The organism is Parasphingorhabdus sp. (assembly GCF_036568145.1).
Classification (GTDB): Bacteria; Pseudomonadota; Alphaproteobacteria; order Sphingomonadales; family Sphingomonadaceae; genus Parasphingorhabdus.
The window spans coordinates 47,733-63,732 of sequence record NZ_DATCTC010000036.1; the positions used below are offsets into that span (position 1 = coordinate 47,733).

The following is a 16,000-nucleotide window of genomic DNA, read 5'->3' on the forward strand; positions in this document are numbered from 1 at the left end:
ATGGTTTGGCTATGGCCAATTTGGACAATAAAAATCTACCCACAGACAATACTGCCGCCCATCATGGAACAGGCCATCGTTCTCGGCTTCGTGAGCGTTTGCTTCATGGCGGCGGCGATGCGCTCCTGGACCATGAGCTGATCGAATATCTGCTGGCGCTTGCCATTCCGCGCCGGGACACAAAGCCTCTAGCTAAAACCCTGCTGGACAGCTTTGGCGGGCTGTCTGCGCTGCTCACCGCAGATGGGGAATCGATCAAAAAAGTTCCGGGCATGGGTGAAACCAGTGCTGCTGCGATCAAAATTGTTCAGGCCGCGGCCCTGCGCCTTGTTTCGGAGCCTGTGCGCGAACAACCGGTGCTTTCCAGTTGGCAGGCGCTGCTCGACTATCTGCGGGCCGATATGGCCCATCTTGTCAACGAGCGGGTGCGGGTGCTGCACCTTAATAGCAAGAACCTGTTGATCCGTGACGAGCTGGTTAGCGAAGGGTCTATAGATCAGGCGGCAATCTATACTCGTGAAGTCATCAAGCGTGCGCTGGAACTGGGGTCAGCCGCCATTATACTGGTTCATAACCACCCCAGCGGCGATTGCACGCCCAGCCGTCAGGATATCAATATTACGAAAGATATATGCGACGCGGGCAAGAAACTGGGTATCGCCGTCCACGATCACATCATTATCGGCAAAAACGGCCACACGTCTTTTCGCTCACAAGGATTGATATAGGCGCCTTCATTGCCCTCGATAAACCAACCTTCAGTATAGAAACATCGGCATGCCTTCTACCTGTAACAGGTTCGCACGATACTGGCTGGCGTCATACAGCCCCGACACATTCACGCCCTTCGTCCCTTCCAGCACCTTATCGATGGGAACAACACCGTAATTGCCATCAGTCAGACACACCATGTTGGACGTGCGCCCTTCTTCGATCAGTTGCACAGCGAGCGCACCAAAGGCAAAGCCGACCATTCTGTCCAGTGCGTCCGGTTCCCCTGCCCGCATCAGATAGGCAAGCTCTTGCACAATTGTCCGCTCCGACGAACGCCCTTCTATTTCCCGCGCTAATTGCGTGCCGATATTCACACCCAGACGATGGGTATTGGATTTGCTGATCTCGCTATGATCTGCATCATGTCCCGCCAATGTTGCTCCTTCCGAGACAAGGCAAATGGCATAGCTTTCAGGATTATTGGCCTTATCCTCAAGCAACAGTGGTAATAATATATCCATATCGGCCGGAACCTCGGCAATGACCGTCCGGTCCGATTGTGACAGAAAACCGGAAAGCAGCGCGGTTTCACCGGATCGCCTCCCGAATAGCTCGATCACCCCAATCCGTTCATGGCTGGCAATGGTGGAACGCAGCGCATTAATGGCTTCAACAGAGCGGGTAACAGCAGTGGAAAAACCGATGCAATAGTCCGTGCCATAGACATCATTATCCATTGTTTTGGGAATAGAGATAACTTTGCGCCCAAGGCTGGCAAGATACGCCGAAAAGCGAAGCGTTCCGTCACCCCCCATAGTAATCAGCACGTCGATCTTTAACGCATCGAGAATATCCAGCGCCTTTTGGGTTTGATCGCCGCTCTCTGTCGTTCGCGGATCGCGGCGCGAACTGTGCAGGATAGTCCCGCCCAGCCGGTCGATCCCCCTTACACTGTCTTTATCGAGCACCATCGTGCCATTTTCCAGCGACAGGGAATCCGCCGGGTCCATTTCCAGCACCCCCTCCCATCCCCGTCGCAGACCAATAACTTCCCATCCGCGCTGCGCCGCCGACATGGTGATCGAACGGATACAGGGGTTCAGGCCCGGCACATCGCCACCGCCGGTTAATATTGCAAGACGCATATCAAACTCCTTAAATTGCGAACGAGTCACTTTCCAGAATTGCCGACTCCGCAACATGATGCTAGCGGGGCGGCTAATCTTCGGCGGTTCTGATTGCCGTTCTAACCAGCTTGTCATATTCAAGGAAAGAAATAATGATCCCGCGCTATTCCCGTCCCGAAATGGTTGCCCTTTGGGAGCCTGAATCCAAATTCCAGATATGGTTCGAGATTGAGGCGCATGCCACCGATGCTCTCGCCGAGCTGGGCGTTGTCCCAAAAGATGCTGCCAAGGCGATCTGGGAACGCGGGAAATTCGATGTCGCGCGGATTGACGAGATTGAACGCGAAGTGAAGCATGATGTCATCGCTTTCCTGACCAATGTTGCGGAAAATGTCGGTGATGAAGCCCGCTTCATGCATCAGGGCATGACATCCAGTGACGTGCTCGACACCTGCCTTGCCGTACAACTATCACGGGCGACCGACATATTGCTGGACGATCTCGACAAGCTGCTCGCCGCAATCAAAACCCGCGCCTTTGAACATAAGCTGACACCAACTATTGGCCGCAGCCATGGTATTCATGGTGAGCCGGTGACATTTGGCATGAAGCTGGCTCAGGCCTATGCCGAGTTTAAACGGAACCGCGAACGCCTGGTCCTCGCGCGAAAGGAAATTGCGACCTGTGCAATATCTGGCGCTGTCGGGACATTCGCCAATATTGATCCCAAGGTAGAAGCCCATGTGGCGGAGAAAATGGGCCTTGAGATCGAACCGGTTTCGACACAGGTCATTCCGCGTGATCGCCATGCACAATATTTTGCAACACTCGCTGTTATCGCATCGTCTGTAGAACGGCTGGCTGTAGAAATCCGCCACTTGCAGCGCACGGAAGTACTGGAGGCCGAGGAATATTTTTCCCCCGGTCAAAAAGGTTCCAGCGCTATGCCGCATAAACGCAACCCTATACTGACCGAAAACCTGACCGGCCTCGCCCGCATGGTGCGTAGCTATGCATTGCCCGCGATGGAGAATGTCGCGCTGTGGCATGAACGTGACATCTCCCACAGTTCTGTCGAACGGATGATCGGACCGGACGCCACCATCACGCTGGACTTTGCGCTGGCCCGCTTGACCGGAGTAGTTGATAAGCTGCTCATCTATCCCGAAAGGATGCAGAAAAACCTCGACCGGATGGGCGGCCTGGTCCACTCCCAACGTGTCCTGCTGGCGCTCACACAAGCGGGTATCAGCCGCGAAGACAGCTACCGGATTGTTCAACGCAACGCGATGAAAGTCTGGGAATCAGATGGTGAAGTGGCATTGCTTGACCTGTTGAAAGCGGATCCTGCGGTCACTGAAAAGCTGTCCGAAGAAGAGCTGGAAGAACGGTTTAACCTCGATTATCATTTCAAACATATCGACACGATCTTTGACCGGGTTTTTGGCAGTTGAAATATAGGGTAGAAGCGCTTTGTTTTATCCAAAAACAGCAACTACTCTAGTCACTGGTCAAAATTACGGGTAACGTTTGCAAATTGCGACAATAAGGGGCGCGAATGCAGTTCATAAAAACGCTTTTCTGGGTGATACTGGCCGTGATTTTGGTCGTGTTTGCTGTCAATAACTGGACTCTGGCATCGGTTCAGATCTGGGGTGATGTCCGCGTTGATACCAAATTGCCGGTTCTCGTTATCGGCGCGTTCTTGCTGGGTTTCGTTCCTTTGTGGTTACTCCACCGGACAACCAAATGGCGTCTCAGCCGCCGAATCAAAAGCCTGGAAGCGGCGGCGCAACCGGCCCCGAAAGTAGAGACAAAGCCGGATGCCTCTCCGCTTGATCTTGAAAGAGAGGAGATAGCCAAACCCGTATCGCCATTGTCGCCTACAACACGGGCTGTTTCCCCTACCACGGACGACAAGGCGGCTGGCGAATGACTAACCCGATTTTTGTCGCGCTCGACACACCCAATCTTGACGATGCGTTGACACTAGCCCGGTCGGTAAAGAGCCATGTCGGTGGCTTGAAGCTCGGCCTCGAATTTTTCTGCGCCAATGGCCATCACGGCGTCTATGAAATCCAGAAACTCGGCCTACCGATTTTCCTCGACTTGAAATTGCACGATATCCCCAACACCGTTGCAAAGGCGATGCAGGCGATCAATGTTCTGGAACCCGCTATTGTCACTGTCCACGCATCTGGCGGGCGGGCGATGATGGAAGGAGCCAAAGCAGCGGCTGGCAGCAATACCAAAGTGGTTGGCGTTACCCTGCTAACATCCTTGGACGAGCGTGATATGGGACGGATCGGCTATTCCGGTAGTACGCACGATCAGGTTAGCAGATTGACTGAACTGGCTCAGGAAGCCGGGCTGGATGGCATAGTTTGTTCCGGTAACGAGGTTGGCGCTGCCCATAAAATCTGGAAGGACGGCTTTTTTGTCGTGCCCGGCCTACGCCCTGCCAATGGCAAAGCCGGTGACCAGAAGCGCACAGTCACCCCCCGCGCCGCCCGCGACCATGGTGCCAGCATCCTGGTGATAGGCCGCCCCATCACCGCAGCGGAAGACCCCAACGCCGCCGCCCGTGCGATTGAGGCAACGCTTTAACCCGGAACGTTTAGAAACGGGATTAAGGGTGACGAACCAAGGCAAAGGCGATATGGCCAGCCCCATGAATACCCAAATCAAAATATGCGGTCTATCGGACATCGCATCGATCGAAGCAGCTGCTCGCGCCGGCGCCGATTATATCGGTCTGGTCCATTTCGAAAAAAGCCCACGCCATGTCTCGCTGGAGCAGGCAGCGGAGCTTCGGAAAGCAGCGTCAGAATCCCTAAAAACCGTATTGTTGCTGGTTAATGCGGACCCAAAGACCACAGGCCATGCGATCAACACCGTACGCCCTGATGTCATCCAGTTTCATGGTAGTGAAACACCGGAATGGGTGAAATTAGTGCGCGACCAAGGCCGCATTGAGGTCTGGAAAGCGCTTGGTGTAAAAGACAAACCGACCTTGGCCAAAAGCGCCCGCTTTGCAGGAGCCACCGACCGGCTTCTATTCGATGCACCGGCAAAGAAACTGCCCGGCGGGACGGGAACCGCTTTTGACTGGTCGCTTTTGGCAGGGCACGACCATCAAATCCCGTGGGGCTTGGCAGGTGGCCTGGATCCTGAAAACGTGGCTGAAGCCATTCAGATCACCGGTACACGGCTGGTTGATGTTTCATCCGGAGTTGAATCTGCTCCGGGCATCAAAGATGTGGACAGAATCGCCGCCTTTTGCCAAGCGGTTCGGGAATTTGATAAACGCCAATCATCCTGAACCTGTCAAAAGATGGTCGAAAGATGATCCGCAAGACAGCCTTTTTAATTATGCTCCGGTAAGCTCGCATGAGCGGAATTTTGAACTATGACTGACCAACCCAACAGTTTCCGTAACCAACCCGATGAACGCGGCCATTTTGGCCAATTTGGTGGCCGCTATGTTGCCGAAACCCTGATGCCGTTGATCCTTGATCTGGAAAAACATTACCGAGCAGCACAGGCGGACCCGGCCTTTGAGGAAGAATTTAATGATTTGCTGGAACATTATGTCGGTCGCCCCAGCCCGCTTTATTATGCAGAGCGCCTGACCGAAGAAATCCGCAAACGTGCACCTGCAGGCAAAGGCGCGCAAATCTGGTTCAAGCGTGACGAGCTCAATCATACCGGCGCACACAAGATCAACAATTGCATCGGTCAGATATTGCTGGCCAGACGTATGGGAAAAACCCGGATTATCGCGGAAACCGGCGCGGGTCAGCACGGCGTTGCAACCGCCACTGTTTGCGCGCGCTTTGGCTTGCCCTGCGTCATTTACATGGGCGCAACCGATGTCGAGCGGCAGAAACCCAATCTGTTCCGGATGAAATTGCTCGGCGCAGAAGTCGTACCTGTAAAAAGCGGCGCGGCGACGCTGAAAGACGCGATGAATGACGCCTTGCGCGACTGGGTCGCCAATGTTGAAGACACTTTCTACATCATCGGCACGGCTGCTGGCCCCCATCCCTACCCCGAACTTGTACGCGATTTTCAAAGCGTGATCGGCCGCGAGGCTCGCGAACAATTGCTGAGCCGTGTTGGCCGATTACCAGATTTGCTGGTCGCGGCAATTGGTGGAGGATCCAATGCTATTGGCCTGTTCCACCCGTTTCTTGATGACAGGGACGTTCAGATGCTTGGCGTCGAAGCGGCTGGCCACGGGCTGGACAAAGAACATGCGGCGTCGCTGGCTGGCGGAAGGCCCGGTATATTGCATGGCAATAAAACCTATTTGCTACAGGACGAGGACGGCCAGATTACCGAAGCCCATTCGATCAGCGCCGGTCTGGATTATCCCGGTATCGGGCCAGAGCATAGCTGGCTGAAAGAATCCGGACGCGTCCGTTATGACAGCGCGACTGATGTAGAAGCACTGGAGGCATTCCAACTGCTCTGCCGCACCGAAGGCATTATTCCGGCTCTTGAACCCTCCCACGCTATCGCCGCAGTTGCGCGCGAAGCGGTGAAGATGGACAAGGACCAGATCATTCTCGCCAACCTGTGCGGACGCGGTGACAAAGATATCTTTACCGTCGCGGAAGCTTTGGGGACAAAGATATGACCCGTCTTGCAAAGGCTTTTCCAGGCGATCGCGCCGCTTTAATCACTTTCGTGACGGTTGGTGATCCAACGCCTGCGGATATGCCTGCAATCCTTGACGCGCTAGTTGAAGGCGGCGCGGATATTATAGAGTTGGGCATGCCGTTTACGGACCCGATGGCGGATGGCCCGTCAATTCAGGCCGCCAATATCCGCAGTCTGGCCGCTGGCACAAAGACCGCCGATGTGTTCAGCATCGCGGCAGCTTTTCGGGAGCGTCACCCTACCGTTCCGCTTGTGCTGATGGGCTATGCCAATCCGATGACGATCCGAGGTGGGGACTGGTTTGCTGATTCCTGCGTTAATGCGGGAATTGATGGCGTTATTTGCGTAGATATTCCTGTCGAGGAAGACGATAGTCTGGGGGACAATTTACGCGCAAAAGATGTCGCGGTTGTCCGTCTCGCCACACCGACTACCGACGCACATCGCTTACCGGCGATCCTGAACAACGCCTCCGGTTTCCTTTATTATGTGTCGGTTGCGGGCATCACCGGCTTGCAACAAGCCGCTCAGGTCAGCATCGAAGAAGCGGTCAGCCGCCTGAAAGCGGGCACAGACCTGCCAGTCGCGGTTGGCTTTGGCATCCGCACACCGGATCAGGCCGCCAATATCGCCCGCGTTGCGGACGGCGTGGTCGTGGGCTCCGCTATAGTCGAGATTATCGCTGAACATGGTGGCGGTTCAGCGCCCTATGTGAAGGACTATGTAAAATCGCTATCTGATGCTATCAGAAGCGCTCGTTAAGAATCTGGGGAATTGAAGCATGTCTTGGCTTAGAAATGTCCGTAACAAGATCGCCTCGATCACCAAAAAAGAAACGCCCGACAACCTCTGGCACAAATGCAAAAAATGCGAGGCCATGGTGTTCCTGAAGGAATATCAGGAAAATATGCATATCTGTCCAAAATGTGACCACCACGGCCGGATTGGTCCAGATGTCCGCTTTGCACAGATTATGGATAAAGATAGCTTGGAACGCTTGCCTTATGCGGCGGTTCAGGAAGATCCTCTCAAGTTCAAAGACCAGAAAAAATATACCGACCGCCTGAAAGATGCACGCGCCAAAACCGCTGAGCAGGATGCGTTAATCAATGTTTTCGGGACAATCGAAAGTATCCCATGCGTAGTCGGGGTCCAGGATTTTGCTTTCATGGGCGGGTCTATGGGACTCGCTGTAGGACAGGCCTTTGTTGATGGTGCAAACCGCGCGTTGCAGGAACAATGCCCCTATATTATTTTCACTGCCGCAGGCGGCGCACGGATGCAGGAAGGCATTTTGTCCCTTATGCAAATGCCCAAGACCACTGTGGCTATCTCAATGCTGCGTGAAGCGGGCTTGCCCTTCATCGTCGTGCTGACGGATCCTACGACGGGCGGCGTTACGGCAAGCTATGCCATGCTTGGCGATGTGCAGATATCGGAACCGGGAGCCCTGATAGGCTTTGCTGGACAGCGCGTAATTGAAAACACCATCCGTGAAAAACTGCCCGAAGGATTTCAGACAGCGGAATATCTTCTGGAACATGGCATGATCGACATGGTTGTACACCGTAAGGAATTGCGCGCACAACTCGCCCATATCATGGGGTATCTCATGGCCTGGAAAACGGCAGCGTGATCCATTCCCCCCTCCCCTTCAGGGGTGGAACCGGCGGTGGGGCAGTACGAGATAACTACAATACTCACGTACCGACCCCTCGGGTATATGTCCCTCCTGTAAAAGAATGCGCCTTCTAATCATGGCGGACGGTGCACGTTCCGATCATCCGGCGGTCCAGAAACATCTCGATCGCTTATCTCTACTTTCCCCCGGACGCGATATTCTGGGTCTGGAGCGGATCAATGCTGTCATGGAACGTCTCGGCAATCCGCATCTAAAGCTGCCGCCCGTATTCCATGTTGCGGGCACCAACGGCAAAGGCTCCACCTGCGCTTTTTTACGCGCGGCGATTGAAGCAGAGGGCCTGAAAACACATGTCTATTCCAGTCCCCATCTGGTCCGTTTCAATGAACGTATCAGATTGTCCGGATCACTGATTGAAGATGAATATCTGGCGCAATTACTGGCGCGTGTTCTGGACGAGAGCGAGGATAATAATCCCAGCTTTTTTGAAGCCACAACGGCAGCGGCCATGCTCGCCTTTGCCGAAACCCCTGCGGATGCATGTATATTGGAAGTGGGCCTGGGCGGGCGGTTGGATGCCACCAATATTGTGCAGCATCCCGCAGCAACGGGTATCGCCGCACTCGGTATAGATCATGAAGCGTTTCTGCTATCACCGGAAGCGGGCGCACCAGTCGAACCACTTACCCGTATCGCGTGGGAGAAAGCCGGCATTGCCAAACACGGCTCCCCCTTGCTGACGCAGAAATATGGGGCTGATATGGCGGCGGCGATTTCCGGTTATGCGGCAGCTATCGGCGCCGAATATTTGCCCCGCGGAGAGGCTTGGGACGCCGCGATCTATGAGGATCAACTTCATTACCGCGATATCCACGGGAAAATGACTCTTCCCCTGCCCGCCTTGCCCGGCGCACATCAGGCGGATAACGCAGCCCTCGCCATCGCCATGCTGCGTCATCAGGATGCGATTCAGGTTTCCGAAGCTGCCTTTCGCGCGGCAATGGGCTGGGCCAAATGGCCGGCGCGATTGCAAAAGCTCACCCCCGGACCGCTACGCGATATACTGCCAGACGATACCGAAACATGGCTTGATGGCGGTCATAATGTGAATGCGGGCGAAGCACTGGCCGTCCATTTCGGCGATTATCCCAGCCGCTCCATCCATCTCGTCATCGGTATGCTGGCCAACAAAGATCCGGCCGCGATCATAAAAGCTCTGGAACCGAAAATTGCAGCCATCACGGTGGTTCCGGTTGAAGGCCATGAAGCCCATGGACCAGCCGGATTTTCCAATATTACCCCCGATACGGTCATCTCAGAGGCACCCGATGTTGCCGAAGCATTCAAAACGATCGCATCACAAAACCCGCAAACAGTGCTTGTTGCCGGTTCGCTCTATCTGGCCGGAACAGTGCTGGCCGCTAATGGGCAGGTGCCGGATTAGTTTGTCTTTGCTTTGCTGATTCACGATTGATGCGCAGCCACTCAAACAAACATAGAATAATCGCAATGACACCCAGACCGGCAGTGAACAAGAATATCTGGTAATAACCATTCCGCTCGATCATTTCACCAAGCGCCCCGCGTCCCAATGTCCCGATCAAAAATGTCAACGACGATAATAATGCATATTGCACAGCGCTATATTGCTTGCTCGTTATAGACGACAGGTAGGCGACAAACGCGGCGCCCGCCAGGCCGCCAGCCAGGTTTTCGCCGGTTATCGCAAGCATCAGCTTCGCCATACGTTCATCTGCCCCGAACAGGCTGACCAGCCATGTAAACCCCGTGACCTTTGAAAAAGTGGCGATTGCCGCGCCTCCAGTGGCCAGATTGGCATATAACAGATTGCTGGCGGCCGCAGTTGCTGCGCCAATGGTGAGCGTTGCCATGCGGCCAAAATAGGCAAAAGATACGCCGCCAAGGGCGATGCCCAACATCGTCATTCCGACACCGAAAAACTTGGACGCGACTGCGACTTCGCTCTTCGTATATTCCAATTCACCGAGATAGAACGGATAAGCAAAGCTGCCCCAGATATTATCGGTAATGCGGTAGGAAAGGATCAGCGCCAATACCAGTATCGCCGCCCATCCTAGACGCCCCATAATATCCGCCAGGGGTAAAACCAAGGCGCGGTAGCCATGATCCAGGATCGCATCAAAACCGGTCTCGCGGCGCGTATCGCTTTGCAAAACATATTTCCCGTTGCGCCGCCAATATTCCAGCACAGCTGCGATAATCGCAGGGATGATGACAGTGGCAATTACGATTAACGGCCCATTAATTTGAATGAACTCCACCGAGTCTGGTCGCATTTCAGGGTCGGAGCCAAGCGATTGCACCATGAACACTCCAACCCGTATGAGCGCCCACCCCCATAGCAGACCAACGATAGTCAGAGCATAAGCGCGGATTCTGGGGTCAAGCTGTCCAGCCTTCCGCAAAGCATTATCACCATCCGCACTGTCCATTGCCTTGGTGTCTGGCGCAAAGAAAGTGGCGAAGGAAATCACGATCATAATCGCGCCCATTAAAGCATAAACGAAAGGCCAGTCATAAGCATCGGCCAAAAACAATGCCAATGCACCGCCAGCCAATGCGGCAATGCGGTAACCCAGCTGATAAACGGTCGACAGCATGTCCAGCGTTGCCACTTCGTCCGCCACATCCACACGCCAGGCATCGATAACAACGTCCTGTGTAGCAGATGCAAAAGCACCCATGCCTGCCAACAGGGAAAACCAGCCAATCGAGGATTGCGGATTAAGAATAGACAGGACCAGAAGAACGATTCCGAGCAGCATTTGCGCTGGAATCAGCCAGCTTTTGCGGCGACCCAATCGGTGAAGGAAGGGTATCTTTAACCGGTCAACTACCGGCGACCAAAGGAATTTAAACGCATAAGCCAGACCGATAAGCGAAAACACGCCCATGGTTTCAAGATCGACCTTGGCATCGGACAACCAAGCATAAAGCGTACCCAGTAAAAGGGAATAAGGCAGACCGGCAGAAAACCCGAAAATAAACATCATCCCGGTCTTTCGCTGACCAAGAGATGTAATCAGTTTTCTATATCCCGGTTTTTCTTCGGCTTGGGCCGCTTCACTCACACTAATCTCCCTGAAACTACACGAAACTCTAGCGGCAAATGGCTCGAATACCAGTCGGATTTTACGGCTGCGCCCAAATATCGAGCGGCCTGCCCCCAACTCTAGTACCTACACCATCCGAAAGGTTACGGATTGCGGAAAAATCCATTTTCGGCCATGCGCAAAAGCATGACCGACAAAGAATCAGGTAAAGTCTATAAAGCCAGACCCACACGCGGAGCAAAGCAGAATAGTGACCGCGCACAATCCCCGAAATCGCCGGATCAATCGTCCGTACGAGAGGGACAGCGTATTGCAAAATTGCTGGCACGCGCGGGCGTAGCCTCTCGGCGCGAGATTGAACGGATGATCCGGGAAGAGCGCATTGCACTGAATGGGGTCACCGTAGACCATCCCTCCATGCTGCTAAAAAACCTGACCGGAATTACTGTTGACGGAAAACCCGTTGCCGAGCCTTCCCCCGCAAAACTGTATCGCTTTCACAAACCTAGTGGCTATCTGACTGCAGAACGCGACCCGGCGGGGCGTAAGACTATTTACGATGTACTGCCCAAGGATATGGAACGGATCATCCCGATTGGACGCCTCGACCTGAATACCGAAGGCTTGCTGTTGATGACCACCGACGGCGAGTTCAAGCGCGAGATGGAACTGCCCAAAACCGGGGTCGAGCGAACCTATCGCGCCCGGACCTTTGGCGATATCACGCAAAACCAGCTTGAAGAGCTTTATCGCGGCATCACCGTTGAGGGCATAAATTACGGCCCGATCGAGGCCAATCTGGAGCGCCGAACCGGCCGCAACCAGTGGATCGAGATGACTCTTACCGAAGGCAAAAATCGCGAAGTACGCCGGGTGCTGGAACATCTGGGCCTGAAAGTATCCCGCCTGATCCGCACCCGTTATGGCCCGTTCTTACTGGATGACCTGCCCAAGGGAGAGATTGAAGCGGTGCGCCGTCATGACCTGGTCAAGTTCCGGAATAGTTTGAAGTGACGGCTGAATCATGCGCATAATTGCGGGGGACTGGCGCGGGCGGAAAATCGTTGCGCCCAAGGGGGAGACTACCCGCCCGACTGCTGATCGCACACGGGAAAGACTTTTTTCCATGCTAACCAGCCGTCTGGGTGATTTTGCTGATTTGCAGGTGCTTGACCTTTTTTCCGGTTCCGGTGCGCTGGGTCTGGAAGCATTATCGCGCGGTGCAGCGCATTGCACATTTGTCGAGCAAGACCGCGAAGCCCTGAAAGCGTTGGAAAAGAATATCGAAACTTTGGGGGCCAATGCGGATATCCGGATTGGCTCGGTCCTCGCCCTTGGTCCGGCGCGGCAACCTTATGATCTTATTTTAATGGACCCGCCCTATGATACCGGCGCTGGCGCAGTAGCCCTCGACAAGCTGGGCCGCCACGGATGGTTTGCGCCATCAAGCTGGATCGCGATTGAAACAGCTCGCAACGAAGAGATTGATGTCAGAGGTTTTAAGCTGGAAAGCCACCGCGACAGCGGCAAGGCAAAGCTGCATATCTTGCGCCCTGCCTGAATAACCCATCAGCTATTGACTATCTCGTAAGCGGATGCTGTTTCATTCGTCTGGTTTTGCGAATGGCTATAGGCCGTAGTTGCGATCATCATTATCGTCGCGACAATCGCGCTAAACATTAAACGTTTACTCATTTTGCATTCCGATCGGGGAGTTAATGTCTGTATCTCCGGACATATGGTGCACTGCAACATAGATTACAACCCATGCAGCTATTCGGGCGGATAAAAAAAATAGACTCCTTGGGATGGGGGATAATCGCCAAATATTGAACTTCAGCGCCTTGGCAAGAAATTGCTCTTGCCGCCGCCGGTGATGTTCCCTAACTGTTCACCCGTGACCGAACCTGCCAACATACCCACAGAAAGTGACCCGCCTTATGTGCGCGGCCTGAATGCCCCGCAACGCGACGCTGTATTGAGCACCGAGGGTCCCGTGCTGGTGCTGGCCGGTGCAGGTACGGGGAAGACCGCGGCCCTCACCCGACGGCTGGCGCATCTCGTTTATTCGCGCAAGGCATGGCCGTCCGAAATTCTGGCTGTAACCTTCACGAACAAAGCCGCGCGAGAGATGAAAGAACGGATTGGCGCGATTGTTGGCGATGCGGTTGAAGGGATGCCATGGCTTGGTACCTTTCACAGTATCGGGGCAAAAATGCTGCGCCGCCATGCGGAAATGGTCGGCTTGAAAAGCAATTTCACCATAATTGATACCGATGATCAGCTGCGCTTGCTGAAACAATTGATTCAGGCCGCGGAGCTGGATGAAAAGCGTTATCCTCCGCGTATGCTCGCCGGCCTGATTGACCAGTGGAAAAATCGCGGCCTGAACCCGACTGATCTTGATGCTGGCGAGAATGAGCGCTTTGCAAATGGCCGTGGTCAGGAATTTTATGCCGCTTATCAGGCCCGGTTAACGGTCCTTAATGCCTGTGATTTTGGCGACCTTTTGCTCCATATTCTTAATCTTCTGAAGACGGACCGCGAGATCCTGAAACTCTATCAGGAGCGTTTCAAATATATTCTGGTCGATGAATATCAGGATACCAATTCCAGCCAGTATCTCTGGCTGCGATTGCTCGCTCAGGAGCGCAAGAATATCTGCTGCGTGGGCGATGATGACCAATCCATCTATAGCTGGCGCGGGGCGGAGGTCGCCAATATTTTGCGCTTCGAGAAAGATTTTCACGATGCCAAAATCATCAAGCTGGAACAAAATTACCGCTCCACACCACACATCCTCGCAGCCGCTTCTGCTCTGATCGCCCATAATCGCGGTCGTCTTGGCAAGACATTATGGACCGAAGAACAAGATGGCGAGAAAGTGCAAGTTATCGGGGTCTGGGATGGACCGGAGGAAGCACGGCGCGCGGGGGAGGAGATGGAAAGCCTGCAAAGCAAAGGCGTGTCTCTTGATGCAATGGCGATCCTAGTCCGCGCTCAATTTCAAACGCGCGAGTTTGAGGACCGGTTTATTTCCATCGGAATGCCGTACAAGATTATCGGAGGCTTTCGCTTTTACGAGCGTGCGGAAATCCGCGATGCCCTTGCTTATTTACGAGTGATTGCACAGCCAGCTGATGACCTTGCCTTTGAACGGATTGTCAATGTGCCCAAACGCGGGCTTGGGGATAAAACTGTGGAAAAGGTGCGTCGCCTGGCCCGGATGCAGTCTATTCCCCTGGCCGCAGCGGCGCTGAGCATTTGCGATACGGACGAATTGCCGACACGGGCAAGAACAACGCTTCAGGGCTTGATGCGCGATTTTGCGCGCTGGCGAACCAATGCCGAAGATTTGTCCCACGCGGAACTGGCGCGGGTAGTCCTGGACGAATGCGGCTATACCACCATGTTGCAGGCGGACCGGACACCGGAGGCTGCAGGGCGGCTTGAAAACCTTACCGAGCTGACCCGCGCGATGGAGGAATATGAAACACTGGGCGAGTTTCTGGAACATGTGTCGCTCGTCATGGACAATGACGCTGTAAGTGACGAGGCAAAGGTCACGATCATGACTATGCACGGCGCCAAAGGTCTGGAATATGATTATATATTCTGCGCGGGATGGGAGGAAGGCGTATTCCCCTCCCAGCGCAGCCTTGACGAAGGCGGGATTGCTTCGTTGGAAGAAGAACGCCGCCTTGCCTATGTCGCCATCACGCGCGCGCGCAAAAAATGCACGATATTCCACGCAGCGAACCGGCGGATTTATGGTCAGTGGACCAGTTCCATTCCCTCCAGATTCATCGGCGAATTACCCGCAGAGCATATCGAGGAAGAATCCAGTATTACGAGCGGCGGAAGCCTGTGGCGCTCCGGTTGGTCAGAACAATCTGATTCTTTTGGCTCCGCCACCTATGCCGATACTGCTCGCGCATCAAACCGCGGTCCGGGCTGGAGACGTGCGCTTAAAGCTGGAAGTTTTGACAGCACGTCGAATAAGATGAAACAAGCCAGCCGCAGCTCAGTTTCCCTCGGCAATAAAGGCCGTGATGATGTCAGCGTTGGCATGCGCGTATTCCACACCAAATTTGGCTATGGCGAAGTGATGGAAAAAGACGGCAACAAGCTGGAAATCGAGTTTGAAAAAGCCGGGCAGAAGCGCGTCCTCGACAGTTTTATTGAACTGGCCTGACAGGGTCCACTTCCCGCCATTCTCCGGGTAACAAACCGTCCAGCGTCCAATCCCCAACACTCCACCGCACCAGCCGCAGCGTGGGGTGACCAATCGCCGCTGTCATTCGCCGCACCTGCCGGTTTCGCCCTTCACGGATGGTCAGCTTTATCCAGCTATCCGGCACCGTTTTGCGGAAACGGACTGGCGGGTCGCGCGGCCACAGATCGGGCGGCGCAATGCGCTCAGCATCCGCTGGCCGGGTCAGGCCGTCTTTCAAACGCACGCCTTGCCGTAATTGATTAAGGCTCCCCTCCTGCACGTCGCCTTCAACCTGCGCCAGATAAGTTTTCGGCAGCTTATATTTGGGGTCGGCAATCCGCGCCTGCAATTTACCGTCATCGGTCAGTAGCAATAACCCTTCGCTATCACGGTCCAACCGTCCGGCGGGATATACGGCCGGTATATCAATATAATTCGACAAAGTGGGCCGTGCCGTCTGCGTTCCGTTATCGGTAAATTGCGACAGCACGCCATAGGGTTTGTTGAACAGGATCAGTTGCGCCATTTGCCCCCTTTGGCA

16 protein-coding genes are annotated in these 16,000 nt (G+C 54.3%); 12 read left to right on the plus strand and 4 right to left on the minus strand.

Annotated features, from left to right (window positions below; all coding sequences use genetic code 11):
* Window positions 1-11: 11 nt before the first annotated feature.
* On the plus strand, window positions 12-728 hold the full coding sequence (gene radC / locus VIN76_RS14575) for a RadC family protein (protein ID WP_332042639.1): 717 nt from the start codon (window positions 12-14) through the stop codon (window positions 726-728).
* A gap of 30 nt (window positions 729-758) precedes the next feature.
* Here the strand turns inward: radC and VIN76_RS14580 are convergent, their stop codons facing one another.
* On the minus strand, window positions 759-1,859 hold the full coding sequence (locus tag VIN76_RS14580; RefSeq protein ID WP_332042591.1) for an ATP-dependent 6-phosphofructokinase: 1,101 nt from the start codon (window positions 1,857-1,859) through the stop codon (window positions 759-761).
* A 134-nt stretch (window positions 1,860-1,993) separates the two neighbouring features.
* Between VIN76_RS14580 and purB the strand changes: the two genes are divergently transcribed.
* The 8 genes from purB to VIN76_RS14620 all read left to right on the plus strand — a co-directional run bounded on the left by purB (window position 1,994) and on the right by VIN76_RS14620 (window position 9,592).
* Window positions 1,994-3,295, plus strand: coding sequence for an adenylosuccinate lyase (gene purB / locus VIN76_RS14585; RefSeq protein ID WP_332042592.1), 1,302 nt, complete (start codon window positions 1,994-1,996; stop codon window positions 3,293-3,295).
* Window positions 3,296-3,399: 104 nt separating this feature from the next.
* Window positions 3,400-3,777 carry a hypothetical protein gene (locus VIN76_RS14590; RefSeq protein ID WP_332042593.1) on the plus strand — a complete coding sequence of 126 codons (378 nt, stop codon included), beginning with the start codon at window positions 3,400-3,402 and terminating at the stop codon, window positions 3,775-3,777.
* Window positions 3,774-4,448, plus strand: a complete 675-nt coding sequence (gene pyrF, locus VIN76_RS14595; protein WP_332042594.1) for an orotidine-5'-phosphate decarboxylase — start codon at window positions 3,774-3,776, stop codon at window positions 4,446-4,448. The genes VIN76_RS14590 and pyrF overlap by 4 nt, the downstream gene beginning before the upstream one ends.
* A 64-nt stretch (window positions 4,449-4,512) precedes the next feature.
* Window positions 4,513-5,163, plus strand: coding sequence for a phosphoribosylanthranilate isomerase (locus tag VIN76_RS14600; RefSeq protein WP_332042595.1), 651 nt, complete (start codon window positions 4,513-4,515; stop codon window positions 5,161-5,163).
* Between the two features lie 87 nt (window positions 5,164-5,250).
* Complete coding sequence (gene trpB, locus VIN76_RS14605) at window positions 5,251-6,483, plus strand: tryptophan synthase subunit beta (RefSeq protein ID WP_332042596.1); 1,233 nt, start codon at window positions 5,251-5,253, stop codon at window positions 6,481-6,483.
* Window positions 6,480-7,268 carry a tryptophan synthase subunit alpha gene (gene trpA / locus VIN76_RS14610; protein WP_332042597.1) on the plus strand — a complete coding sequence of 263 codons (789 nt, stop codon included), beginning with the start codon at window positions 6,480-6,482 and terminating at the stop codon, window positions 7,266-7,268. Before trpB ends, trpA begins: the two co-directional genes overlap by 4 nt.
* A 19-nt stretch (window positions 7,269-7,287) precedes the next feature.
* On the plus strand, window positions 7,288-8,142 hold the full coding sequence (accD, locus tag VIN76_RS14615) for an acetyl-CoA carboxylase, carboxyltransferase subunit beta (RefSeq protein WP_332042598.1): 855 nt from the start codon (window positions 7,288-7,290) through the stop codon (window positions 8,140-8,142).
* Window positions 8,143-8,263: 121 nt separating this feature from the next.
* On the plus strand, window positions 8,264-9,592 hold the full coding sequence (locus tag VIN76_RS14620; protein WP_332042599.1) for a folylpolyglutamate synthase/dihydrofolate synthase family protein: 1,329 nt from the start codon (window positions 8,264-8,266) through the stop codon (window positions 9,590-9,592).
* On the opposite strand, the gene VIN76_RS14625 is transcribed toward VIN76_RS14620, so the two are convergent.
* Window positions 9,570-11,261 carry an AmpG family muropeptide MFS transporter gene (locus tag VIN76_RS14625; RefSeq protein ID WP_332042600.1) on the minus strand — a complete coding sequence of 564 codons (1,692 nt, stop codon included), beginning with the start codon at window positions 11,259-11,261 and terminating at the stop codon, window positions 9,570-9,572. The two genes, VIN76_RS14620 and VIN76_RS14625, sit on opposite strands and share 23 nt — an antisense overlap.
* A 168-nt stretch (window positions 11,262-11,429) precedes the next feature.
* Here VIN76_RS14625 and VIN76_RS14630 point away from each other — a divergent pair, with 168 nt between their 5' ends.
* Together VIN76_RS14630 and rsmD are read left to right on the plus strand one after the other, a co-directional pair.
* The gene (locus tag VIN76_RS14630) at window positions 11,430-12,257 is read left to right on the plus strand and encodes a pseudouridine synthase (protein WP_332042601.1); all 828 of its coding nucleotides are present in this window, start codon (window positions 11,430-11,432) and stop codon (window positions 12,255-12,257) included.
* 10 nt (window positions 12,258-12,267) lie between these two features.
* Window positions 12,268-12,804, plus strand: a complete 537-nt coding sequence (gene rsmD, locus VIN76_RS14635; protein WP_332042602.1) for a 16S rRNA (guanine(966)-N(2))-methyltransferase RsmD — start codon at window positions 12,268-12,270, stop codon at window positions 12,802-12,804.
* Between the two features lie 8 nt (window positions 12,805-12,812).
* On the opposite strand, the gene VIN76_RS14640 is transcribed toward rsmD, so the two are convergent.
* A complete protein-coding gene (locus VIN76_RS14640; protein WP_332042603.1) occupies window positions 12,813-12,938 on the minus strand; it encodes a hypothetical protein in 126 nt (41 codons plus the stop codon).
* 202 nt (window positions 12,939-13,140) lie between these two features.
* On the opposite strand from VIN76_RS14640, the gene VIN76_RS14645 reads away from it, so the two are divergent.
* The gene (locus tag VIN76_RS14645; RefSeq protein ID WP_332042604.1) at window positions 13,141-15,438 is read left to right on the plus strand and encodes an ATP-dependent helicase; all 2,298 of its coding nucleotides are present in this window, start codon (window positions 13,141-13,143) and stop codon (window positions 15,436-15,438) included.
* Here the strand turns inward: VIN76_RS14645 and VIN76_RS14650 are convergent.
* A complete protein-coding gene (locus tag VIN76_RS14650; protein ID WP_332042605.1) occupies window positions 15,422-15,985 on the minus strand; it encodes a pseudouridine synthase in 564 nt (187 codons plus the stop codon). The genes VIN76_RS14645 and VIN76_RS14650 overlap by 17 nt on opposite strands.
* Window positions 15,986-16,000: the final 15 nt, after the last annotated feature.